The 20,419-nt window shown below is 70.9% G+C and carries 24 protein-coding genes; 12 read left to right on the top strand and 12 right to left on the bottom strand.

Going from position 1 to position 20,419, the window contains the following annotated elements; translation table 11 throughout:
• Positions 1-62 precede the first annotated feature (62 nt).
• From BJ998_RS07240 to BJ998_RS07225, 4 genes are all read right to left on the bottom strand, one after another.
• Entirely contained in the window at positions 63-953 is an 891-nt protein-coding gene (locus BJ998_RS07240; RefSeq protein ID WP_184859625.1) for an oxygenase MpaB family protein, read from the bottom strand.
• A 12-nt stretch (positions 954-965) separates the two neighbouring features.
• A complete protein-coding gene (locus BJ998_RS07235; RefSeq protein ID WP_184859623.1) occupies positions 966-1,922 on the bottom strand; it encodes an LLM class flavin-dependent oxidoreductase in 957 nt (318 codons plus the stop codon).
• A 15-nt stretch (positions 1,923-1,937) separates the two neighbouring features.
• The gene (locus BJ998_RS07230; RefSeq protein ID WP_184859621.1) at positions 1,938-2,171 is read right to left on the bottom strand and encodes a DUF6545 domain-containing protein; all 234 of its coding nucleotides are present in this window, start codon (positions 2,169-2,171) and stop codon (positions 1,938-1,940) included.
• Between the two features lie 65 nt (positions 2,172-2,236).
• Positions 2,237-2,743, bottom strand: coding sequence for a helix-turn-helix domain-containing protein (locus BJ998_RS07225; RefSeq protein ID WP_184859619.1), 507 nt, complete (start codon positions 2,741-2,743; stop codon positions 2,237-2,239).
• Between the two features lie 267 nt (positions 2,744-3,010).
• On the opposite strand from BJ998_RS07225, the gene BJ998_RS07220 reads away from it, so the two are divergent.
• Both BJ998_RS07220 and BJ998_RS07215 read left to right on the top strand, forming a co-directional pair.
• A complete protein-coding gene (locus BJ998_RS07220; RefSeq protein ID WP_221337907.1) occupies positions 3,011-3,346 on the top strand; it encodes a hypothetical protein in 336 nt (111 codons plus the stop codon).
• Between the two features lie 52 nt (positions 3,347-3,398).
• A complete protein-coding gene (locus BJ998_RS07215; protein ID WP_184859617.1) occupies positions 3,399-4,211 on the top strand; it encodes a DUF8832 domain-containing protein in 813 nt (270 codons plus the stop codon).
• 41 nt (positions 4,212-4,252) lie between these two features.
• Here BJ998_RS07215 and BJ998_RS07210 read toward each other — a convergent pair whose 3' ends face one another.
• From BJ998_RS07210 to BJ998_RS07195, 4 genes are all read right to left on the bottom strand, one after another.
• Complete coding sequence (locus tag BJ998_RS07210; RefSeq protein ID WP_184859615.1) at positions 4,253-6,442, bottom strand: heavy metal translocating P-type ATPase; 2,190 nt, start codon at positions 6,440-6,442, stop codon at positions 4,253-4,255.
• 60 nt (positions 6,443-6,502) lie between these two features.
• Positions 6,503-6,709 carry a heavy-metal-associated domain-containing protein gene (locus tag BJ998_RS07205; protein WP_184859614.1) on the bottom strand — a complete coding sequence of 69 codons (207 nt, stop codon included), beginning with the start codon at positions 6,707-6,709 and terminating at the stop codon, positions 6,503-6,505.
• Positions 6,710-6,758: 49 nt separating this feature from the next.
• A complete protein-coding gene (locus BJ998_RS07200; RefSeq protein WP_184859612.1) occupies positions 6,759-7,040 on the bottom strand; it encodes a metal-sensitive transcriptional regulator in 282 nt (93 codons plus the stop codon).
• Between the two features lie 89 nt (positions 7,041-7,129).
• On the bottom strand, positions 7,130-7,792 hold the full coding sequence (locus tag BJ998_RS07195) for a TetR/AcrR family transcriptional regulator (protein ID WP_221337906.1): 663 nt from the start codon (positions 7,790-7,792) through the stop codon (positions 7,130-7,132).
• A gap of 63 nt (positions 7,793-7,855) precedes the next feature.
• On the opposite strand from BJ998_RS07195, the gene BJ998_RS07190 reads away from it, so the two are divergent.
• The gene (locus BJ998_RS07190) at positions 7,856-8,881 is read left to right on the top strand and encodes an aldo/keto reductase (protein ID WP_221337905.1); all 1,026 of its coding nucleotides are present in this window, start codon (positions 7,856-7,858) and stop codon (positions 8,879-8,881) included.
• Here the strand turns inward: BJ998_RS07190 and BJ998_RS07185 are convergent.
• On the bottom strand, positions 8,868-9,683 hold the full coding sequence (locus BJ998_RS07185; RefSeq protein WP_221337904.1) for a DUF1698 domain-containing protein: 816 nt from the start codon (positions 9,681-9,683) through the stop codon (positions 8,868-8,870). The genes BJ998_RS07190 and BJ998_RS07185 overlap by 14 nt on opposite strands.
• Positions 9,684-9,736: 53 nt before the next feature.
• Here BJ998_RS07185 and BJ998_RS07180 point away from each other — a divergent pair, with 53 nt between their 5' ends.
• Positions 9,737-10,282: a DUF2087 domain-containing protein gene (locus BJ998_RS07180; RefSeq protein ID WP_184859609.1), complete on the top strand. Its 546-nt coding sequence runs from the start codon at positions 9,737-9,739 to the stop codon at positions 10,280-10,282.
• 27 nt (positions 10,283-10,309) lie between these two features.
• Here BJ998_RS07180 and BJ998_RS07175 read toward each other — a convergent pair whose 3' ends face one another.
• Positions 10,310-11,518 carry an NAD(P)/FAD-dependent oxidoreductase gene (locus BJ998_RS07175; protein ID WP_184859607.1) on the bottom strand — a complete coding sequence of 403 codons (1,209 nt, stop codon included), beginning with the start codon at positions 11,516-11,518 and terminating at the stop codon, positions 10,310-10,312.
• Between the two features lie 150 nt (positions 11,519-11,668).
• On the opposite strand from BJ998_RS07175, the gene BJ998_RS07170 reads away from it, so the two are divergent.
• The 3 genes from BJ998_RS07170 to BJ998_RS07160 are packed head-to-tail and all read left to right on the top strand — an operon-like array spanning position 11,669 to position 13,339.
• Entirely contained in the window at positions 11,669-12,166 is a 498-nt protein-coding gene (locus BJ998_RS07170) for a MarR family winged helix-turn-helix transcriptional regulator (RefSeq protein WP_184859605.1), read from the top strand.
• 47 nt (positions 12,167-12,213) lie between these two features.
• Positions 12,214-12,639 carry a nitroreductase/quinone reductase family protein gene (locus tag BJ998_RS07165; RefSeq protein WP_221337902.1) on the top strand — a complete coding sequence of 142 codons (426 nt, stop codon included), beginning with the start codon at positions 12,214-12,216 and terminating at the stop codon, positions 12,637-12,639.
• Between the two features lie 46 nt (positions 12,640-12,685).
• Complete coding sequence (locus tag BJ998_RS07160) at positions 12,686-13,339, top strand: maleylpyruvate isomerase N-terminal domain-containing protein (protein ID WP_184859603.1); 654 nt, start codon at positions 12,686-12,688, stop codon at positions 13,337-13,339.
• Here the strand turns inward: BJ998_RS07160 and BJ998_RS07155 are convergent.
• Positions 13,336-13,905 (bottom strand): TetR/AcrR family transcriptional regulator, encoded by a 570-nt coding sequence (locus tag BJ998_RS07155; protein WP_184859601.1) that lies wholly within the window; start codon positions 13,903-13,905, stop codon positions 13,336-13,338. The genes BJ998_RS07160 and BJ998_RS07155 overlap by 4 nt on opposite strands.
• Before the next feature lie 48 nt (positions 13,906-13,953).
• Between BJ998_RS07155 and BJ998_RS07150 the strand changes: the two genes are divergently transcribed.
• Entirely contained in the window at positions 13,954-14,367 is a 414-nt protein-coding gene (locus tag BJ998_RS07150) for a VOC family protein (RefSeq protein WP_184859599.1), read from the top strand.
• 48 nt (positions 14,368-14,415) lie between these two features.
• Positions 14,416-15,771, top strand: a complete 1,356-nt coding sequence (locus BJ998_RS07145) for an MFS transporter (protein ID WP_312889974.1) — start codon at positions 14,416-14,418, stop codon at positions 15,769-15,771.
• Here the strand turns inward: BJ998_RS07145 and BJ998_RS07140 are convergent.
• Positions 15,743-17,158, bottom strand: a complete 1,416-nt coding sequence (locus BJ998_RS07140) for a S28 family serine protease (protein WP_184859597.1) — start codon at positions 17,156-17,158, stop codon at positions 15,743-15,745. The genes BJ998_RS07145 and BJ998_RS07140 overlap by 29 nt on opposite strands.
• 172 nt (positions 17,159-17,330) lie before the next feature.
• Here BJ998_RS07140 and BJ998_RS07135 point away from each other — a divergent pair, with 172 nt between their 5' ends.
• The 3 genes from BJ998_RS07135 to BJ998_RS07125 all read left to right on the top strand — a co-directional run bounded on the left by BJ998_RS07135 (position 17,331) and on the right by BJ998_RS07125 (position 20,388).
• Positions 17,331-17,984 carry a hemerythrin domain-containing protein gene (locus BJ998_RS07135; RefSeq protein WP_184859595.1) on the top strand — a complete coding sequence of 218 codons (654 nt, stop codon included), beginning with the start codon at positions 17,331-17,333 and terminating at the stop codon, positions 17,982-17,984.
• Positions 17,985-18,076: 92 nt separating this feature from the next.
• A complete protein-coding gene (locus BJ998_RS07130; RefSeq protein ID WP_184859593.1) occupies positions 18,077-19,477 on the top strand; it encodes a DHA2 family efflux MFS transporter permease subunit in 1,401 nt (466 codons plus the stop codon).
• Positions 19,474-20,388: a TIGR03621 family F420-dependent LLM class oxidoreductase gene (locus BJ998_RS07125; RefSeq protein WP_184859591.1), complete on the top strand. Its 915-nt coding sequence runs from the start codon at positions 19,474-19,476 to the stop codon at positions 20,386-20,388. The genes BJ998_RS07130 and BJ998_RS07125 overlap by 4 nt, the downstream gene beginning before the upstream one ends.
• Positions 20,389-20,419 lie beyond the last annotated feature (31 nt).

The following is a 20,419-nucleotide window of genomic DNA, read 5'->3' as shown; positions in this document are numbered from 1 at the left end:
CCTAGCGACCGCGTCGGCGCCGCAAAGCGAATTGACGTCGAAGGGCGGTCCACTGGGGACGATCAGAGTCCGACGCGCTCGATCTCGTACCCGTCGGGGTAGCTCGGCGTGACCAGTTCGTCCTGGTGGAGCGGCGTTTTCCGGACGGGCAGCCAGCGCCCTACCCTACCCCGTGCCTTGAACGCAACCCGTGCCGCGTGCACTGCCCACGCCGGCACGGCGCCGACGCCGAGCGCCGTGCGCAACCGGTCGTCCAGCAGGGCATTCGCCATGGTGTCGGCGAATCGGCGGCCGGCCGGCGCGAGCGGCCCGGGCAGCCAGGCCGCGAACAGCTCGGTCAGCTGGGCGCGGGTGGCGTCCCACTGCCGCTGGTTCTCAATGGTGTAGCCGAAATGTTCCCGTTCGTACGCGTCGAACCACGTCTCGAACTCGGGCAGCGTCGGCGGCACCTCCCGTACGCCCATCAGCCGGCCCAGCTCCTGGTAGAACCGGAACATCGCGGTCCGCTCATGGCAGCAGATCGGCCGCCACGCGTAGGCGTCCAGCCAGCGCAGCGCCGGAATCACGAAGGTGCCGAGCACGTAGACGAATTCGTGGTTGGGGATCCGCCACGGCCGCTCCGGCGTGCTCACCTGCCGCGTCGCCGCGCCGTGTACGCGCCGGATCTGCCGCACCGCGGCCAGGCCGCGCTCGTGCTCGAAGCCGTAACGGACCACTTCGAAGATCAGGATGCCGGTGTTGTCCAGGCGCCGCTGGGTGTGCGCGGTCATCCGGCCGGTGCGGTCCAGCAGCGCGCTGATGCCCGGCACCGCGAAGTTGCGGTAGAAGCCCAACTGGATGCCCATGGTCATGTCCCACGGGAACTCCAGTAGCGCCATGTCCCGGTAGATGCGGTGGTAGTCGCGGTCGGGATCGAGCCGCCGGAACTCGCGCAGCCGGTCGTACCGCCCCATCGGTGCCTCCCGTCAACGCAGCAACGGGGCGATCTTGCCGACCAGCTCGTACGAGCGGCGGCGCGCCGCGTGCTCGTACACCGGCGTGGTCAGCATGAGCTCCGTCGTGCCGGTCTCGTCCAGGACAGCCTGCAACAGCCCGCGGACCGTGTCCGGGGACCCGACCAGCACTCCACCCGATCGGACGGCGATCTCGGCCCGGTCGTCGTCGGTGTACGGGTACGCGGCGGCGTCGGCGGGGCTGGGCAGCTGGACACGGTTGCCGCGGACCCGGCTGAGCACCTTCAACCGGGTGGAGCCGGCCAGGTATTCGGCCTGCGCGTCGGTGTCGGCGACGATCACCGAGACGCTGACCAGGGTGCGCGGCCCGTGGTAGTTCCCCAGCGCCTCGACGGCGTTCTCCGGCTTGAGGTGGTGCGCGAAGGCGTAGCCGAGACCGAGCGAACCGGCGAGCGAAGCGCTGTGGCCGCTGGACCCGAGCAGCCAGATCTCCGGCAGGTTGTCGACGGCCGGCACCGCGCGGACAAGTTCGTCGGCGGTGAAGTACCGGAGCAACTCCCTGACCTGCTCCTCGAAGCTCTTGGCGGTCCGTTCCCGCTCGCTCCGCACGGCATCGGCCGCGTGCTGCGGGCCGCCGAGCGCGCGGCCGAGGCCCAGGTCGATCCGGCCGGGGTGGAACGCCTCCAGCGTGCCGAACTGCTCGGCGACGATGATCGGCGCGTGGTTGGGCAGCAGCACGCCGCCGGCCCCGACCCGGATCCGCTCGGTCGCGGCGGCGAGCCGGCCGACCACCACCGCCGGCGCGGAGCTGGCGACGCCGCGCATGCCGTGGTGCTCGGGCACCCAGTAGCGGTGAAACCCCAGCTCGTCGGCGAGGATCGCCAGGTCAAGCGTGTTCCGCAGCGCCTCCCGGGCGGTGCTGCCCCGCACGATCGGGGACGTGTCCAGCACGGAGACGCGCACGCCCATGCTCAGGGTCCTTCCTCAGCCGGTCGCCGACCGCGACCATCCACCGGGCCCGAGCCTGCCGTACCGGGCCAGTTCGGCCAGGTTTTCGGTGATCTCCACGGTGATCCGCTCGAAGTCGTTCCCGGTGTGCGGCAACGCGATGTGCGGGAACTCGTCGGTCAGCCGCTGCCACAGCGGGATCAGCCGGCGGGCGTAGCGGGCCCGGGTTCCAGGTCGGCGAATCTGACTGTCGCTCAGCGGCGCGGTCATCGGGGCCGAATGTAGCGCGGACGGAGTCAGGATGTGCTGCGTTCGGCGGAACAGCGGGGCGATGGTCACGCGTCGTCGACGTCGATGAGGGCCTTGGCCAGGGCACGCATCATCGATGCCTGCTCGCGGGCGGTGCGGGCGTCGACCATGCCCCGGTGGGCCATCTTCGTGACGCCGGAGTCACGCATGGCCTGCTGCAGCTCCTGGGTGGCGGCCCGCAGCTCGTCCTGGGCCGCCTGGTTGGCCGCAAGCGTTTTCGCCAGCCGGTCGGCCTGCGCGGTGAGCTCCCGGTCGATGTCGGCGGGGATCACGGCGTCGGTGAAGTAGCCGACCTGGACCTGGAAGAACGAGGCGATCGCCTGCAGGGTACGCAGCGTGGGGTTCTGCTTCACGCCGCGCCGCAGCTCCGACAAATGGGACTCGGACAGCTCGAAGCCGGCGGCCTTGCACCCGGTGACGACCTCGCGGTTGGTGTAGGCGTGTTCCGGTGAATCCGCGGGCCGGCGCACGTCGAAGAGGCGGTTGAGCCGGTCGCTCAGCACGGTGGATGTCTGCTCGCGATCGGTGCTCATGTCTCCGCTCCCCCCGGCTTGGCGTTGCTGAACCAGGATGCCACCTCGGTGCCCTGTGGTGCCAGCGTCAAGAGGGGGTCACTACCCCTCAAGTTCACTTCTCTCCAGCGTAGCGAAACGGTTCGACGGTGGGGTACGGTTTCGCTGAAGCGACGAAGCCATCGTCGCGGACGTGTATTGGCTGCGCGGGGGAGGGTGGCCGATCCGGCGCTCTAGGGGTGCGCCGGATCGGCTGCCCCATTACCGGGGTGGGGTATCCTCGACCCCGTGACTTCCGGTGCGCGGCTGCTGACTGTGCTCGCCGTGCTGGCCGGTGTCTTCCTCATGCACGGGTTGCCGGCGCAGGACTGTTCCGGCGTCGCGATGCCGACAATGACCGCCGTCGCCCACCCCGGCATGGACATGGGGTCCGGCCACGGTGGCGTGTGTGTCTTCACGACGCCGTCGCGCGACCAGGCGCCGCTCCTGGCCCTGGTGCTCCTCGTGGTCGCCGTCCTGTTGACGGTGCTGTGGCGGCCGCTGCTCGTCGGTGGCCCGAGCCGTCGCGGGCCGCCGCTGGCCGGCGCCCAGCTGTTGACCATGGTGTGTGTCTCCCGGACGTGATCGGCGCTCGCCTTGAGCCGTCCTGTTCACGTATCCCGGAAAGACATCATCAATGTTCACGATCACGCGTGCCCTGGCGGCCGTTGTCGCCGCCGGGTTGTTGACCGCTGCCTGCGGCAGCGCCCCCGACCACATGGCTTCGATGCCGCCGACCACGTCGTCCGCGATGTCCATGCCCGGCATGGCCATGACCGACGGCCTCGCCGCCGAGTCCGGCGGCTACAGGTTCGAGCCGGCGTCGACCACCGTGTCCGCCTCGTTCCGGTTCCGGATCGTCGGCCCCGACGGCCGGGCCGTCACCGAGTTCGAGCCGGAGCAGACCAAACTCATGCACTTCTATCTGGTGCGTTCCGACCTGACCGGGTTCCAGCACGTGCACCCGACCATGGCCGCCGACGGCACCTGGACCGCGCCGCTGTCCGCCGCCGAGCCTGGTTCCTACCGGGCGTACACGCAGTTCGTCGTCAAGGGCACCGACGAGGTGCTCAGCCAACCCGTCACCGTTCCCGGCGCTGCAACCACGTCCGCCTTGGCTGCGCCGGCCGCAACCACGGAGGTCGATGGCTACACGTTGACGGTCGGCGGCGACAAGCCGATGGCCGGCATGACCCACAAGCTGACCATCGCCGTCGCCAAGGACGGCCAGCCCGTCACCGACCTCCAGCCCTACCTTGACACGTATGCGCACCTGACTGCGTTCCACGCAACCGATCTCGCCTTCGCTCACCTGCACCCGCAGGGCAGGGAAGGCTCGACGCTCTCGTTCGAGGCGATGCTGCCGAAGCCCGGCGACTGGCGGCTGTTCATCCAGTTCCAGACCGGCGGCGTGCTGCACACGGGGGCCGTGACGGTCTCCGCCGGCTGACGACAGTGAGGCCCCGGCAGAGGAGCCGGGGCCTCACCGCGTCAGCGGAAGCGCCGTAGCCGCAGGCTGTTGCTGACCACGAACACCGAGGAGAACGCCATCGCGGCGCCGGCGACCATGGGGTTGAGCAGGCCGAGCGCGGCCAGGGGCAGGGCGGCCACGTTGTAGGCGAACGCCCAGAACAGGTTGCCCTTGATGGTGCCCAACGTCTTGCGGGACAACCGGATGGCGTCCACCGCCGCCCGCAGGTCGCCGCGGACCAGCGTCAGGTCGCTGGCCTCGATGGCGACGTCGGTGCCGGTGCCCATGGCCAGGCCGAGATCGGCGCGGGCCAGCGCGGCGGCGTCGTTCACGCCGTCGCCGACCATGGCTACGACCCGGCCCTCGGCCTGCAACCGGCCCACGACGTCGACCTTGTCGGCCGGCAGCACCTCGGCGATCACGTCGTCGATGCCCACCTCGGCGGCGACCGCCCGAGCGGCGTCGGCGTTGTCGCCGGTGAGCAGGATCGGCTTGAGCCCCAACGACTTCAGCCCGGCAACGGCCTCGGCGGAGGTCGGCTTCACGGTGTCGGCGACGACCAGCACCGCCCGAGCCGAGCCGTCCCAGGCCACCGCGACGGCGGTGCGGCCGGCCCGCTCGGCGGCCTGCTTCGCGGCCGTCAACGAGTCGTCCAGGGAAAGGCCCCACTGGGCCAGCAGCCGATCCCGGCCGACCAGCACGGCCTTGCCGTCGACCAGGCCTTGCACGCCAAGGCCTTCCTCGTTGCGGAAGTCGTCCACGGCGGGCAGTTCGCCGACCCGATCCGCCGCCCCGGCGGCAATCGCCTTCGCGATCGGGTGCTCGGACGCGTGCTCCAGCGCGCCGGCCAGCCGCAGCGCCTCGGCCGCGTCGACGCCGTCGGCCACGTGCACGTCGACCAGGCTCATTCGGCCCTCGGTGACGGTTCCGGTCTTGTCCAGCACGACCGTGTCCACCCGCCGGGTGGACTCCAGCACCTCGGGGCCCTTGATCAGGATGCCCAGCTGCGCCCCGCGACCGGTGCCGACCAGCAGCGCGGTCGGCGTGGCCAGGCCCAGCGCGCACGGGCAGGCGATGATCAGCACCGCGACCGCGGCGGTGAACGCGGCTTCGGCGGCGTGCCCGGTCGCGAGCCAGGCGACGAGCGTGCCCAGCGCCAGCACGATCACCACCGGCACGAACACCCCGGACACCCGGTCGGCCAGCCGCTGCACGGCCGCCTTGCCGTTCTGCGCCTCCTCGACCAGCCGGGCCATCTGCGCCAGCTGCGTGTCCGCGCCGACACGCGTCGCACGGACCACCAGCCGCCCGCCGGCGTTCACCGTCGCGCCGACCACGGCGTCGCCGCGGCGCACCTCGACCGGCATGGACTCGCCGGTGAGCATGCTCATGTCGACGGCCGAGCTGCCCTCCGCGATCACGCCGTCGGTGGCGATCTTCTCGCCCGGGCGGACCACGAACTCGTCGCCGACCTTCAGTTCTCCCAGCGGAATCCGGCGTTCCTGGCCGTCCCGCAGCACGGCGACGTCCTTCGCGCCGAGCTCCAGCAGCGCGCGCAGGGCGGCCCCGGACCGGCGCTTGGAGCGGGCCTCGAAGTAGCGGCCGGCCAGGATGAACACGGTCACCCCGGCGGCGACCTCGAGGTAGATGTCGGTGCCGGGCATGCCCGACATGGCCATGGTCGCGTCGCCGAGGAACAGGGCGTACAGCGACCACAGGTACGCCGCGCCCACGCCCATCGAGATCAGCGTGTCCATGGTGGCCGCGCCGTGCCGCAGGTTCGTCCAGGCGGCGCGGTGGAACGGCAGCGCGCCCCACACCACGACCGGGGTGGCCAGCGCGAGGGCCACCCACTGCCAGTTCGTGAACTGCAGCAACGGGATCATCGACAGCAGGATCACCGGGACGGCCAGCACCGCCGACACGATCAGCCGCTGCCGCAGCGCCGCCGTCGGGTCCTCGGGCTCGTCCTCGTCGGGTTTGGGCAGCTCGGCGGTGTAGCCGGCGGCCTCGACGACCTGCACCAGGTCCGCGGGCGCGACGGCGTCCGGGAAGCTGACCTTGGCCTTCTCGGTGGCGTAGTTGACGGTGGCGGTGACGCCGTCCACCTTGTTGAGCTTGCGTTCGATGCGGGCCGCGCAGGAGGCGCAGGTCATGCCGCCGATGGACAGCTCGACCTCGTGCCGGGCGAGCTGCGTCGCGGAAGTCATCGAGGCTCCTCCATGAGTGCAGTGAGCGGCCCGCCGCCGCCACGGCGGCGGGCCCGGGCGTCAGCCGACCAGCTGGTAGCCGGCCTCCTCGACGGCCGCGCGGATGTCCGCCGCCGGCACGTCGACGTCGCTGACCACGGTGAGCCGGCCGGTCGCCAGGTCGACGTCCACCTGCCGCACGCCCGTGACCTCGCTGACCTCCTCTGTCACCGAGCTGACGCAGTGGCCGCAGGTCATGCCCTGGACGGTGTAGGTGCTCTCGGCCATGGGTTGTTCTTTCTCCTTGGAGACGGGGATGGGGTGGGGAAGGGGCCAGTCAGGACCGCACGAGACGGGCGATGGCGTCGCCCGCCTCCTTGATCTTCTCGTCGGCGCTCGCGCCGCCCTCGGCGATGGCGTCGGTGACGCAGTGTCTGAGGTGCTCGTCGAGCAGCGACAGGGACACCGCCTGCAACGCTCTGGTCGCGGCGGAGATCTGCGTCAGGATGTCGATGCAGTACTTGTCCTCGTCGATCATGCGCTGCAGTCCGCGGACCTGACCTTCGATCCGGCGCAGGCGACGCAGGTGCGCCTCCTTGTGGTCGGCGTAACCGTGCATCGTCGTCCTCCTGTGGTCGGGGTGCCCGCGACGCGGCCGGCCGGGGAACTGGCCGGGGGAGCTGCGGGCTCGTCCCCTCCTTTATACCCCTAGGGGGTAGCGGTACGCGAATCCCGGGTGGTCATGCCGGCCAGCATCACCCGAAGGAGTTCCCCGTATCGCGCCGGAAAGTCCACCCGGGCGCGGGCAAGTCGGGGATCGTCCCTGGTGGCCTCGACGACGGTCGGCGTCGGGCGGCTGAACGGCCACAGGCCGACGAGGCCGACGACGATGTGCTCGGTCAGCAGGAGCGCGTCGTCGGCGGACAGCGCGGGGACCCGGTCGGCGATCTGGTTGGCCAGCTCGGTGCGGTGTTCCAGGTCGACGAGCTTGTAGGCGCGGACTGTCTCGACGGAGACGTTCCGTTCCAGGACGGTCGGCAGCATGCTCCACAGCTGGCACAGGATCGGCCGGGCTGCCAGGGAGTCGGCCAGAACCGGCATCACCTGGTCGGGGTCGGTCGGCCACTCGACGGCGTCCAACCAGGACCGGCGCATCCGGTTGAGCAGTTCGAGGAAGACCCCCTCGCGGCTCTCGAAGTAGCGCACGACGTGCGTCTTGGAGACGTCCAGTCGCCGGGCCAGCTCGCGGAGGCTGATCTCCTCCGCCGGCAGTTCGGCCAGCAGCGACTCGGCCGCGTCCAGGATCTCCTGCCGGCGCAGTTCCCGCTGCTCAGGGCGTCTGGCCCGCTGGAAGGGCGGCATCTCGTCCATCGGGCCAGGATAGCGGTCCGCCGGACACTTGATATGTGTCCAGTGGCCCGCTATGTTCGGGTCGTGGACACCATCGCGCAGGCGGCCCGCGTCGCCCTCGGGCACACCGACATCTCCGTCCGCCCGATCGGCCTGGGCTGCATGGGAATGTCCCAGTTCTACGGCGACGCCGACGAGCGGGAGTCGGTCGCCACCGTGCACGCCGCCATCGACGCGGGCATCGACCACTTCGACACGTCCGACATCTACGGCGCCGCGTCGGGAGTCCCGTCCCGGAACGGCTTCGGGCACAACGAGGATCTGCTCGGACGCGCCATCGGCGGACGGCGCGACGAGGTCGTGCTGGCGACCAAGTTCGGCTGCCGGCTGCATCCGGACGGCGGTGTCACCTTCGACGGACGCCCGGAGTACGTGGCCGAGGCGTGCGAGGCCAGCCTGCGCCGACTCGGCGTCGACCACGTCGACCTCTACTACCTCCACCGCGTGGACCCGTCCGTGCCGGTCGAGGACACCGTCGGGGCGATGGCCGACCTCGTGCAGGCGGGCAAGATCCGGGCGATCGGACTCAGCAACGTCCAGCCGGACATCCTGCGCAGGGCCGCCGCCGTGACGCCGATCTCGGCGCTGCAGAGCGAGTACTCGCTGTGGGCCCGCGAGGTCGAGCGGGAGGTGCTGCCCACCTGCCGCGAGCTCGGCATCACCTTCGTGCCGTACAGCCCGCTCGGGCGGGCCGCGCTGGCCGGCCGCTTCACCGCGGACAGCTCGTTCGCCGGCGACGACTTCCGGTCGACGCTGCCCAAGTTCGAGGCGGAGAACTTCGCGCACAATCTCCGTCTCGTCGAGGGGTTGAAGGACTTCGCCGACGAGTGCGGGTACCGGCCCGGGCAGGTCGCGCTGGCTTGGCTGCTCGCCCAGCCGTACGCCATCGCGCCCATCCCGGGCACGAAGCGCGCGGAGTACGCGCGGCAGAACGCCGCCGCCACGGCTGTTCGACTCAGCGCCGACGACGTCGCCTTCCTGGCGGACCTGTTCGATCCCGCGCAGGTGCGGGGCGGTCAGTACGGCAAGCTCAACGTCAGGACTTCGTAGCGACCAGGGCGAGGGCCGGGCCGTGGGGGTGGTCGGGGGTGTCGAAGGAGACGGCCTTGATCCGCCAGCCGAAGTGTTCCAGGGCGGCGGTCAGGTCGTCGCGGGACAACCAGTTGCTGTGCGGGGCGCTGCCGCCGCAGAAACCCTTGAGCTGCAGGGCGCTTTCGTACTCGAAGCGGTGAAGGGTGTGCTCGAAGCCCTCGTACGACGACGTCTCGCTGGTGGTGAAGCGAGGCGAGAGGAGTTCGCTGGCGCGGACGATCTCCTCGTCGTGGTAATGGGTCCAGAGGAAGATCTGGTCGGCGGCCCTGGCGGTGAGGGCGATCGTCTCGACGGGGTTGCGCATGTGGTACAGCACGCCGCTGGCGAAGACCAGGTCGAACCGCATGGAGCTGTCCCGTAGGTAGGCCATGAAGTCGCCGAGCACGAAACGTGCCGACGGCATGCCTACGAGCTCCTTGGCGATCAGGCACTTCAGGTACGCCCGGGTCTGCGACTCGACCGCCAACACGTCGGCGCCGGCCCGGGTCAGCATGTAGGTGTGCCCGCCCTCCAGCGGCCCCAACTCCAGCACACGAGCCCCGGCCACGCCGCCGAGCTGGTCGAGCGCCCACTCGACCCGGTCGTCGGCGAACAGCGGAATCGGGCCGGCTTCGGCGACGGGCAGCGCGGAGGACCATTCACCGGCGAAGATGTCGACGGCGTTCTGCGGCGAGGGCGCTGTCGTCACGTATTCGTCCAGGATGGACCGCTGCGGCGTGGGTTCCGGCCGCCGGCGGAGCCGGCTCAACAGGTTGCGCACGCGTGCACGGTAATTGGGAGGCGGCCCCCGCGTCGCCGGTTTACCCTGCGGCGGTGTCAGCGAAGTTGAGTGCGGCGGCCGCCGCGTTGCAGGCGTTGTCCAACCCGACCCGGCTGGCCATCCTGGCCGCGATCGCCGACCGCAACCAGCGGCAGGTCCCGGTTGTGCTCGGCGAGCTGGGCTTCGACCTGCGGGTGGTGGCCAAGGAGGTGGGCCGGCTGACCGAGGCGGGCCTGCTGGCCAAGGTCCGCGGGCAGCTCATCGCCGACCTGGCGCCGCTCGGCGAACTCGCGGAGGCGGTCGTCGAAGCAACGGCCCTGGCCCGCGCCATCCCACCCTCCTCGCCGCTGCGCCGGTACCTGGTGCACGGCCGCATCGAGGCGCTGCCGAAGCGGCCGGCCGATCTCGACGCCTTCGCCGCCGTGCTGTGCACGCTGCTGCCGAACGGCCGGAAGCTGACCGAGGCCGAGGTCAACGACTGTCTCGCCCAGGCCGGCGACGACGTGGCCGGCCTGCGCCGGCTGCTGGTGGACCTGCACTTCGTACGCCGCAACGGCTCCGCCGAGTACGAAGTGATCGAACATCCCATCGAGGTTTAGGCGTCCGCCCGGAAGGCGGGCCGGACGTCACTGCTCAGCGGCCGTGAGCGGCTGGTCGGGGTCGGCCAGCGCCTGCGGGTCGACCGGGACGGCCTGCCGGATCAGGGCCTTGATCGGGTCGACGACGTCCCAGACGTTGACGTTCATGCCGGCCAGGACGCGGTTGTCCTTGAGCCAGAAGGCGATGAACTCGCGGGCGGCGACGTCGCCGCGGAACACCACCCGGTCGTAGCCGGACGCGTCGCCGACGTACTCCATGCCCAGGTCGTACTGGTCGGTGAAGAAGTACGGCAGGTCCTCGTGGCTGGCCCGCTGCCCCAGCATGGTGGCCGCGGCCACCGGCGGCTGGCTCAGCGCGTTCGCCCAGTGCTCGACCCGGATGTGCTTGCCCAGCACGGGATGGAACGCGTTGGCGACGTCGCCCGCGGCCACGATGTCCGGGTCGGCGGTGCGCAGCGCGGCGTCGACCACGATCCCGTTGTCCACGGGCAGGCCGGCCCGCTCGGCCAGCTGGGTGTTCGGGGTCGCGCCGACGCCGACGACCACCGCGTCGGCGGCGATCTCCGTGCCGTCGGCCAACGTCACGCCGTCGGCGGCGATCTGGGCGACGGTCACCCCGAACCGGAGGTCGACGTCGTGTGCCCGGTGCAGGTCCGCGAACACCGGTGCGACCTCCGGGCCGAGCACGCGTAGCAGCGGCAGCTCCGCCGACTCCAGCAGCGTGACCGCCACGCCGGCCTGCCGCGCGGCGGCCGCGACCTCGAGGCCGATCCAGCCGGCGCCGATCACCACCAGCCGAGAGGCGGTGGCGAAGGTGTCCTTGATGGACTCCGAGTCCTCGATCCGGCGCAGGTAGTGCACTCCCGGCGCGTCCGCGCCCGGGATCGGCGGCCGCTTGGGGCTCGCGCCGGTCGCCAGCAGCAGCTTGTCGTAGGCGTGGGCGCTGCCGTCGGCCAGCTGCACGCGGTGCTCGTCGCGGTCGATGCGGCTGACCCCGATGCCCAGCGCCAGCTCCACGTCGTGCTCGGCGTACCAGATGGCCGGGTGCACGGTCATGCTGTCCCGATCGGCCTTGCCGGCCAGGTGGTCCTTGGACAGCGGCGGCCGCTCGTACGGCAGGTGCCGCTCGTCGCCGACCAGCGTGATCTTCCCGTCGAACCCCTTGTCGCGCAGGGCCTCGGCGGCCTTCGCACCGGCCAGCCCGCCCCCGACGATCACGAACCTCTGCTGCGCCACGCCGCCGCTCCCTGGAACGTCCCCGAAGTTTCGCCAACAAATCTTGGTCTTATTCCGCGCCGGGGTCAACCCTTGCCAGTCGATCGGGTGCTCGACACGGTTGCGGAAACAACCATGGTCGTATTTCGGGGTCCGGCTACCATGCGCGCCATGGCGCAACGGTGGCTGGACGAGGACGAACGTGCCCTCTGGATGCGCATGCACGCCATCGGCGAGTCCCTGCTGTCCGAGATCGACTCCCAGCTGCGCCGGGACGCCGGCCTCACCCGTTACGAGTACTACGTGCTGGCCATGCTGTCCGAGTCGCCGACCCGGTCCCGCCTGATGAGCGACCTCGCCGTCGCCACCAACGGCTCGCTGTCGCGGCTGTCCCACGCCGCCGCCAAGCTGGAGGCCAACGGCTGGCTCACCCGCTCCTATGCCACCGGCCAGCGCCGCTCCACCGTCGCCACCCTCACCGACGAGGGCTGGCGCAAGCTGTCGGAGTCCGCGCCGGGGCATGTGGCGGCCGTGCGCGAGCGGCTCATCGACCGGTTGACGCCGGAGCAGGTCAAGGCGCTGTACGAGGCGCTGGGCCCGTTGTTCGCCGACGGCTGGCCGAGGGGTGGTTCGGGCGCTGTTCCGCCGGTTTCCGGTCGGCGGACTTGAACGCTCAATGGTTGAAGTCACAATACTTGAGGGTTAAAGTCAACGCCATGAGCGACATGAACGCCCAGATCATCGAGGCCTTCCGCGCCAACGACGGCGTGGTCGGTGGCCCCTTCGAGGGCAAGCGGCTCCTGCTGCTGCACCACATCGGCCGCAAGACCGGCCAGGAGCGGGTGAACCCGCTGGTCGCGGCCAAGGACGGCGACGCGTACCTGATCTGCGGCTCGATGGGCGGCGCGCCCAAGGACCCGGACTGGGTGGGCAACATCGAGGCCGGCTCGGGCGAGACGACGGTCGAAGTGCCGGGCGAGACGCTGCGGGTGCGCACCACAATCGTGCGGCCGGACGGGCCGGAATGGGAGCGCCTGTACGGGATCTGGGCGGAGTACTGGCCGGACGCCAAGGAGTACGAGACCCGCACCACCCGGAAGTTCCCGATGATCCGGCTGACGCCCGTGTCCACTGTGGACTGAGGGTAAATCGGTCGCGGCCGGCGGCGGCCGCTGTTAGCTTCCGGCCGTGGACCTCTTCTCGCGCTCGTGGGCCGCGCTGCTGCGGGCCGTCGCCGACCTCGACGACCAGGACTTCGAGCGGCCCTCGGGCTGCGCGGGCTGGCTGGTCCGGGACCTGGTGTGCCACTTGGTGATCGACGCGCAGGACGTCCTGATCACGCTGGCCACGCCGGTCGACGCCGAGCCGACCCGCGACGCCGTGACGTACTGGGAGGTCGTCAAGACACCGACCGGCGAGGATCCGCTCGACGCCCTGATCGTCCGGCTCGCCGCCGCCTACGGGGACCCGGCGCTGCTGAAGTTCCACCTCGACGACCTCGGCTCCGCCGCCGGCCGCGCCGCCGAGCTGGCCGACCCGGCCCTGCGCGTCGGCACGCGGGAGCAGGTGATCACCGCCGGCGACTACCTCGACGCGTACGTCGTGGAGTGGAGCCTGCACCACCTCGACCTGATCGCCCACCTGCCGGCCGCGGCCGAGCCGCCCGCCGAAGCCCTCGCCCGGGCCCGGGCGATGCTGGAGCGGATCGCCGGCGCCGCCTTCCCGGATTCCTTCTCCGACAAGGATGTTCTGCTGGTCGGCACCGGTCGTCGTGCGCCCACCGGCGCCGAGAAGGTCGCGCTGGGGGAGTTGGCCGCCCGGCTCCCACTGCCGTTGGGCTAGCGGGCCCGGGCGAGTGCCCGCGCCGCCGCGCGGGCACTCGCCTTCGCCGTCTCCGGACTGTCGAAGACCCGTTCCCGGAGGAAGGCCGCGCAGCCGTGGGCCATGGCGCCGATGGTGTGCACGAGCGCCAGTGCGTCGGGGCTGAGCGCCTGGGCCGGCGCCATCAGGACGTCGAGGACCTTGCCGCCAGCCGCCGCCAGTTCCGGATACGCCGACTTGTCGATTCCGGCGCCGAAGATGAGTTCCGACAATGCCGGCTCGTCGACCGTGAACTGCACGTAGGCGGCCGCGAATTCGGCCAGCTGCTCGACCGGATCGGCTGTCGATCCCACCGCCTCCGCGAACCGTCGGGCCTGCTCGTCGTGGGCTTTCAGCACCAGCGCCGCCAGCAGCGCCTCCCGGTTCGCGAAGTGCTTGAACGGCGCCGCCACGCTCACCTGGGCCCGCCGGCTGGCCTCCGCCATGGTGAATCCGTGCGCGCCCCGCTCCGCCACCAGCTCCAGCGCCGCCGTCTCCAGCGCGTTGCGCAGATCACCGTGGTGGTAGCCGCTCCGCCGCGTGTTCATGCTTCAATGTTAATAGCACTTACCATCTCGTGTGGGAGGTTTTCGACCATGGCTGCCCCTGTCTTCGACCACGTCGGCCTCTCCGTCGCCGACCTCGACGCGCAGCGCCGCTTCTACCGCGAGGCGCTGGCCATGACCGAGGTCGAGGAGGAGTTCGCCCTGCCCGAGGCCCACGTCCGCTCGGCCATCCTGCGCAGCGCCGACGGCCTCAAGATCGAGCTCATCGAGCGTGGCGGCTCCGCGCCGCAGGAGTTCGCCGACCCCTTCGACGGCGCCGGCACCCAGGGCTACTTCCACTGGGCCCTCCACGTCGCCGACCTCGACCAGACCTTCGCCCACCTGATCGAGGCCGGCGCCACCGAGGTCAGCGCGCCCGCCCCGGCCGTCCGCCCCGGCGCCCGCTTCGCGTACGTCAAGGACCCCGAGGGCAACCTCCTCGAACTCGTCCAGCCCGCCGCCTGAACCACACTTCGACCGGCGACGAACCGATTCCGCGCCACGATCAAGTTCGTGAGTCGCACATGGCCGGCGCTTCTCGCGCTGTGTATGGGGTTCTTCGTCGTCCAACTCGACGTGACCGTGGTGAACGTCGCGCTCGAGGCGATCCGGCGCGACATCGGCGGCGGCCTCGGCGGGGAGCAGTGGGTGGTGGCCAGCTACACGATCGCCCTGGCCGCCGGCATGCTCACCGCGGGCTCGCTCGGCGACCGGTACGGCTCGCGCCGGATCTGCGTGCTCGGCGTGGTGGTGTTCGGCGTCGGCTCCGTCCTGTGCTCGTCCGCGCCGACCATGCCGGTCCTGATCGTCGCCAGGGCCGTGCAGGGCGTCGGCGCCGCCGCGCTGCTGCCGTGTTCCCTCGCCTTGATCATCCGGCAGTTCCCCGAACCGAAGGATCGGGCGCACGCGCTGGGCGTGTGGGGCGGCATCGCGAGCATCGGCCTCGCCGCCGGTCCGGTCGCCGGTGGAGTGCTCATCGCACTCGCCGACTGGCGCGCGATCTTCTGGGTGAACGTGCCGTTCACCGTGGCCGCCGTGGTCCTGATCCGGCGGTATGTCCGCGAGTCGCCGCCGCGACGCGACCGGCGGCTCGACCCGTACGGACTTGTCCTGGGCACTGTTGCGCTGTCCGCCTTCGTGGCCGGGCTCATCGAGGTCGGCCGGTACGCGCTGGTGCTCGGCGGCCTGGCCGTCGGCATCGCGTTCGTTCTCGTCGAGCGACGCCGGCGTGATCCCATGCTGCCGTTGGAGATCTTCTCCTCGCGGCCGTTCTCCGCCGCCACCGCCGCCGGCCTGATCTTCAACTTCTGCCTCTACGGCACCCTGCTCTGCCTGTCGCTGCATTTCCAGGGGCCGGCCGGTCGGTCCGCCTTCGCGACCGGGATGCTCATCCTCCCGCTCACCGTCGCCATCGGCGTCGGGGCCACGCTCAGCGGCCGGCTCACCGCGCGGTTCGGTCCGAGATTGCCCATGCTGGTGGGCTTTTCCCTCGGCCTTCTCGGGGCCGCCCTGCTCGTCCTCACTCCTTTTGCCGTGGTGGGCGGCATTCTGCTGTGCTTCTGCTCCATTGCCATGCCGGCCATGACATCCGTCGCGATGTCCGGTGTACCTGCCCGCCACACCACGCTGGCCAGCGGCGTGCTCAACACCGCTCGCCAGGCCGGCGGCGCGCTGGGCACCGCCGTGCTCGGAACCCTGCTCACCGCCGGCAACTCCGGGATGTCCTTGCGGCTGCCGATGATCGTCGTGGCCGTTGCCTACGCCGGCGCCATCGTCTGCACGCTTCTCGCCACGGCTTCCTCGGCCGTGAACCCGTCCGAGGAAGCCGCAGCAGCCGGCCTCAGAGGCGCGGGTGGTCGGTCAGGGTGAGGTCGGCGTCGAACAGCGGGAAGCCGGCGGTGTTGGACTGGAACCTGGGGCCGGTGGGAGTGGGTGGGAGACCGGCCCAGCGGCGGACGGCGGCAGTCGCGGTGGCGGCCTGGTCGGCGGGGAGCTGGGAGATCCGCGAGCCGTGGTTGCCGCCGGCCACGAAGTACCGGTACGAGTCGCGGCTGCCGTAGCCCAGCTCGAACGGCTCGGCGCCCCAAGGGTCGTTGGCGCCGTAGATGAACAGGAACTGCGAGCCGTGCGCCTTGACCCACAGATCGATGTCGGCCATGGCGAAGGGCTGGAACGGCGGGACCTTGACGTCCTTCGGGATGAAGGTCCGCGGGGCGTCAGCGCCCGGGTAGCGCAGCAGGTCGCGCAGGTAGCTGTCGTACGCCTCGGGCGCGTTCAGCTGGACGGCGGCCTGGTAGTAGTACGGGACGTACGGCGAGAGCTCCTGGTCTGCATAGGTGTTCAGGCTCTCCACCTGTTCGAACCACGCGTAGACCTGGTCGGCCGGCGCGCCGGGCTTGGGCACGGCGGCGCACTGGGCCTGGGTCTGGTACTGCCAGAACGCGAAGTAGGAGTCGATCACCGCGATCTCCAGCGACTCGTCGGCGGAGCCGACGATGGAGAACGTGTACCCCTTCTTGGCCGCGTCCTTGGCGGCGACCGCGCCGAGCTCGTCACGCCGCTTCAACGCGTCGCGCTGGAGGGCCTTGAGGTTGTCGCGGCAGGCCGGGTCGTTGCCGACCCGCGCGAGGAACCGGTTGTAGCTGCCGTTCCGGACGACCTCGTTCGGCGCGACGTAAGGGATGGTCCCGTCGACGTCGTCGGGGAAGAACCGCCGGAAGTAGGTCGCGGTCATGCCGCCCTTGCTGCCGCCGGTGGCCAGCCACTTGCCCGGGTAGATCGCCTTGAACGCCTGCACGGCACGGTGTTCGTCGGCCGCAGCCTGCCAGATCGTCAGCTGCTGCGACCAGTTCGCCGGCTCCGGCCGGGACGGCAGGAAGTACCGGTACTCCATCGACAGCTGGTTGCCGTTGACGATCTGCGTCGGCTCGGACCGGTTCGGCGTCGTGGAGACGTTGTAGCCACTGGTGAACGCCACCGTCGGCGCCGCGAAGTCCCGGTGCAGCAACGTGAACCGCTGCTGGAACGTGCCGGCATCCGGGCGCCGGTGGTCCGCCGGCTGGGTGAACGTCAGCTCGAAGAACCGAAAGCCCGCCGGCGCCGGGTCCTCCTTGACGATCGTCAGCCCCGGTATCTGCTGCAGCGCCACCTTGATGTCCCCGCCACCCGGCTCCGCCGCCTGGGCCGCCGGCGCGAGCCCGGCGATCGTCGCGAGCGATAACAGTGAAATCGAGCAGGCCTTGGCCAGTTTCCGCATGCGCCCCTCCAGGTTGCGATCGTCCGACGACGACTAGACACGCTCCGTCGACCGACCGTCAACGATCCGTCGACGCCAATGGCCGTTCGGGGCGGTTCCACGGGCACTCCAGGTGGCTTCGAGACGCGGCGACTTCCCTGGGACCACCAACGTGTGACGAAGGGAAGTGGCCGTGTCCGAGGGCAACGACCTCACCGGATTCCTGATCACCCACCACCTGATCCGTCGGGTCGTGCCGGAGCTGGGCAGCCGGCTCGGGCACGTCGGCGCCGGCGACGCGGCGGCGGTCGAGCGGCTGACGCAGTGGTGGCACATCTTCACCGAGATCCTCGAGGGCCATCACGCCGGCGAGGACCGGTTCGTGTGGCCGGTGGCGCTGGCGGCGGACCCGGGGCTGATCGACATCGCGCAGGAGCTGGAGTCGCAGCACGGCCGGCTGGACGGCCACCTGGAGGCGATCGACGAGGGGCTGCGGACGCTGGCGAAGGGACCGGCGGACTGGGACGCGGAGCTGACGGCGCTGCTGGCCCGGATCGACGGGTTCGACGCGATGATGCGCGACCACCTGGAGCTGGAGGAGACCAGGATGGTGCCGGTGCTGGAGCGCGACGTCAGCGAGCAGACGTTCAAGGCGCTCAGCGGCCAGCTGGCCCGCAACCACTCCATGGACAGCTTCCGCCGGGACCTGCCGATGGTGCTGGAGATGGCCGACCCGAACGCCCGCGCGGCGATGATCGAGCGGATTCCGGCGGCGGTCCGCAAAGACTTCGTGGAGAGCTGGGAGCCGCAGTACCGGCAGCTGGTCGCGGCGCTGCCGGGCAGCTGAACCCGATTGACAGCCGCCGGGTCCGCCACCTAACTTGAACGCAGTTGAACTTCAACTATGTTCAAGACGGATCGAGAGGCACCTCGCGAGCCATGAGTCTCACCTCCTCCGCCCAGCCGCCCGACGCCACCGGCCTGCGGACGCCGGGCCCCGCGGTCGCGGTGGTGGCCTGCCTGGCCCAGTTCATGGTCGTGCTGGACGCGCTGATCGTGCAGGTGGCGCTGCCCTCGATGCGGGACGGCCTGGGCATGAGCGCCGGGCAGCAGCAGTGGGTGATCAACGCCTATCTGTTGCTGTTCGGCGGCCTGCTCCTGCTCGGCGGACGCGCCGCCGACCTGTTCGGCCGCAAGCGGGTCTTCCTGGCCGGCCTGGGCGTGTTCACGCTGTTCAGCCTGCTCGGCGGCCTCGCGCTCAGCGGCCCGATGCTGATCGCCGCCCGCGCCCTGCAGGGCGTCGGCGCGGCGATGCTCGCCCCGGCGCCGATCGCGCTGATCACGGCCGTCTACACCGAGCCGGCCGCCCGCACCAAGGCGATGAGCATCTGGAGCGCGGCCACCACGCTGGCCGGCAGCATCGCGGTGCTGCTCGGCGGCGCGCTGACGGACAGCCTCGGCTGGCGCTGGGTGCTGCTGGTCAACGTGCCGATCGGCATCGCGCTGTTCGCGGTCAGCCTGCGGGCGCTGCCCGCGCTCGAACCGCCCGCGAGCAGCCGGCCGCGCACCTTGGACGTTCCGGGCGCGCTCACGGCGACGATCGGCCTGGGCGCGCTGGTGCTCGGCGTCGGCAATGCGGAGAACACGCCGTGGTCCTCGCCGCAGGTGTGCCTGCCGCTGATCATCGCCGTGGTCCTGCTGACGGTGTTCGTGCTGCTGGAATCCCGCGTCGCGCAGCCGCTCGTGCGGCTGGCGGTGTTCCGGGTGCGCAGCCTCAGCGTCGGCAACGTGATCATGATGGTGGCCGGCGCGCTGACCACGTGCTCGGTGTACTTCATCTCCCTGTACCTGCAAGGGGTTCAGCACTACAGTGCGCTGAGCTCCGGCCTGGCCATCCTGCCGATGACCATCGCCATCGCGCTCGCGTCGCTGTTCGCGCGCAAGCTGGTCGGCCTGGTCGGCCCGAAGACGACACTGATCGCCGGCGCGCTGGTGGCCGCGGCCGGCCTGCTGTGGCAGGCGCGGTTCAGCGCGGACAGCCCGTACCTGACGGAGATCCTCGGCCCGACCGTCCTCATCGGACTCGGCCTCGGCACGGCGGTGCTGCCGATCACCATGGCGGCGATGACCGGCGTGCCGCCGACCGACGCCGGCCTGGCCTCGGCGCTGATGAACACCAGCCGGCAGGTCGGCGGCAGCATCGGCGTCGCCGCACTGTCCACTGTGGCCGCCGCGATGGCCGACGCGACGGCGGGCTACGGGGCGGCACTGCTGACGGCGGGCGTGCTGGCGGTGGCGATCGCGGTGCTGGCGGTGGGGCTGCCGAAGGCGGCCAAGTGACGTTCCGGTTCGGCTTCACGGTCCGTGGCGTGCTGCCCGGCGACGACTTCGTCGCCACGGTGCGCCGGGCCGAGTCCTACGGCTACGACGTGGCGCTGGTGCCCGATCACCTCGGCCCGGCCCCGGACGACCGCACCGGGCCGTCGCCGTTCCCGACGATGGTCGCCGCGGCCCTGGCCACGGAACGGTTGCGGGTGGGCAGTTTCGTGCTCAACGCGGCGTTCTGGAACCCGGGCCTGCTCGCCCGCGAGATCGTCACCGCCGACCAGCTGACCGGCGGCCGGCTGGAGGTCGGCATCGGGGCGGGCTGGGCCAGGTGGGAGTTCGACGACGTCGGTGTTGCCTGGCGGCCGTTCGGCGCACGGGTCGAGCTGCTGGCCAGGACGATCACCGAGGTCCGCGATTTCCTGTTCGGTGACAACGGTTTCGTGCCGGCGCAGCGCGACGGGTTCGGCAAGTCGGGGCCGCCGCTGCTGATCGGCGGCACCGGGCGACGGGTGCTGCGGCTGGCGGCGGAACACGTCGACATCATCAGTCACGGCGGCCTCTACCAGGTGCCGAACAGCCCGCCCGGCACGTTCCGGCTGCACGACGCGGACGGTTTGGTCGAGCGGCTGGCCTTCGTACGGCAGCACGCGGGCGCGCGGTTCCCGGAGATCGAGGGCAACCTGCACGTGCACTACGTGGAGGTGACGCCGAACCGGCGTGCGGCGGCGGAGCGCTTTGTCGCCGAGCGGATGCCGCAGCTGACCGTGCCCCAGGTGCTGGACTCGTCGTTCCTGTTGCTGGGCACGGAAAAGCAGCTGGCCGAGCAGATCAGGGCCGGCCGCGAGCGGTTCGGGCTGAACTACGTCACGGTGAGCCACCACTGCATGGACGCCTTCGGACCGGTGATCGAGGCGCTGCGGTGAACCTCAAGGCGGGCTCTACGGGGCCGACCTA

Origin of the sequence: Kutzneria kofuensis (assembly GCF_014203355.1) — a bacterium.
Taxonomy (GTDB): domain Bacteria; phylum Actinomycetota; class Actinomycetes; order Mycobacteriales; family Pseudonocardiaceae; genus Kutzneria; species Kutzneria kofuensis.
This window is presented reverse-complemented; position numbering and strand designations above follow the sequence as displayed.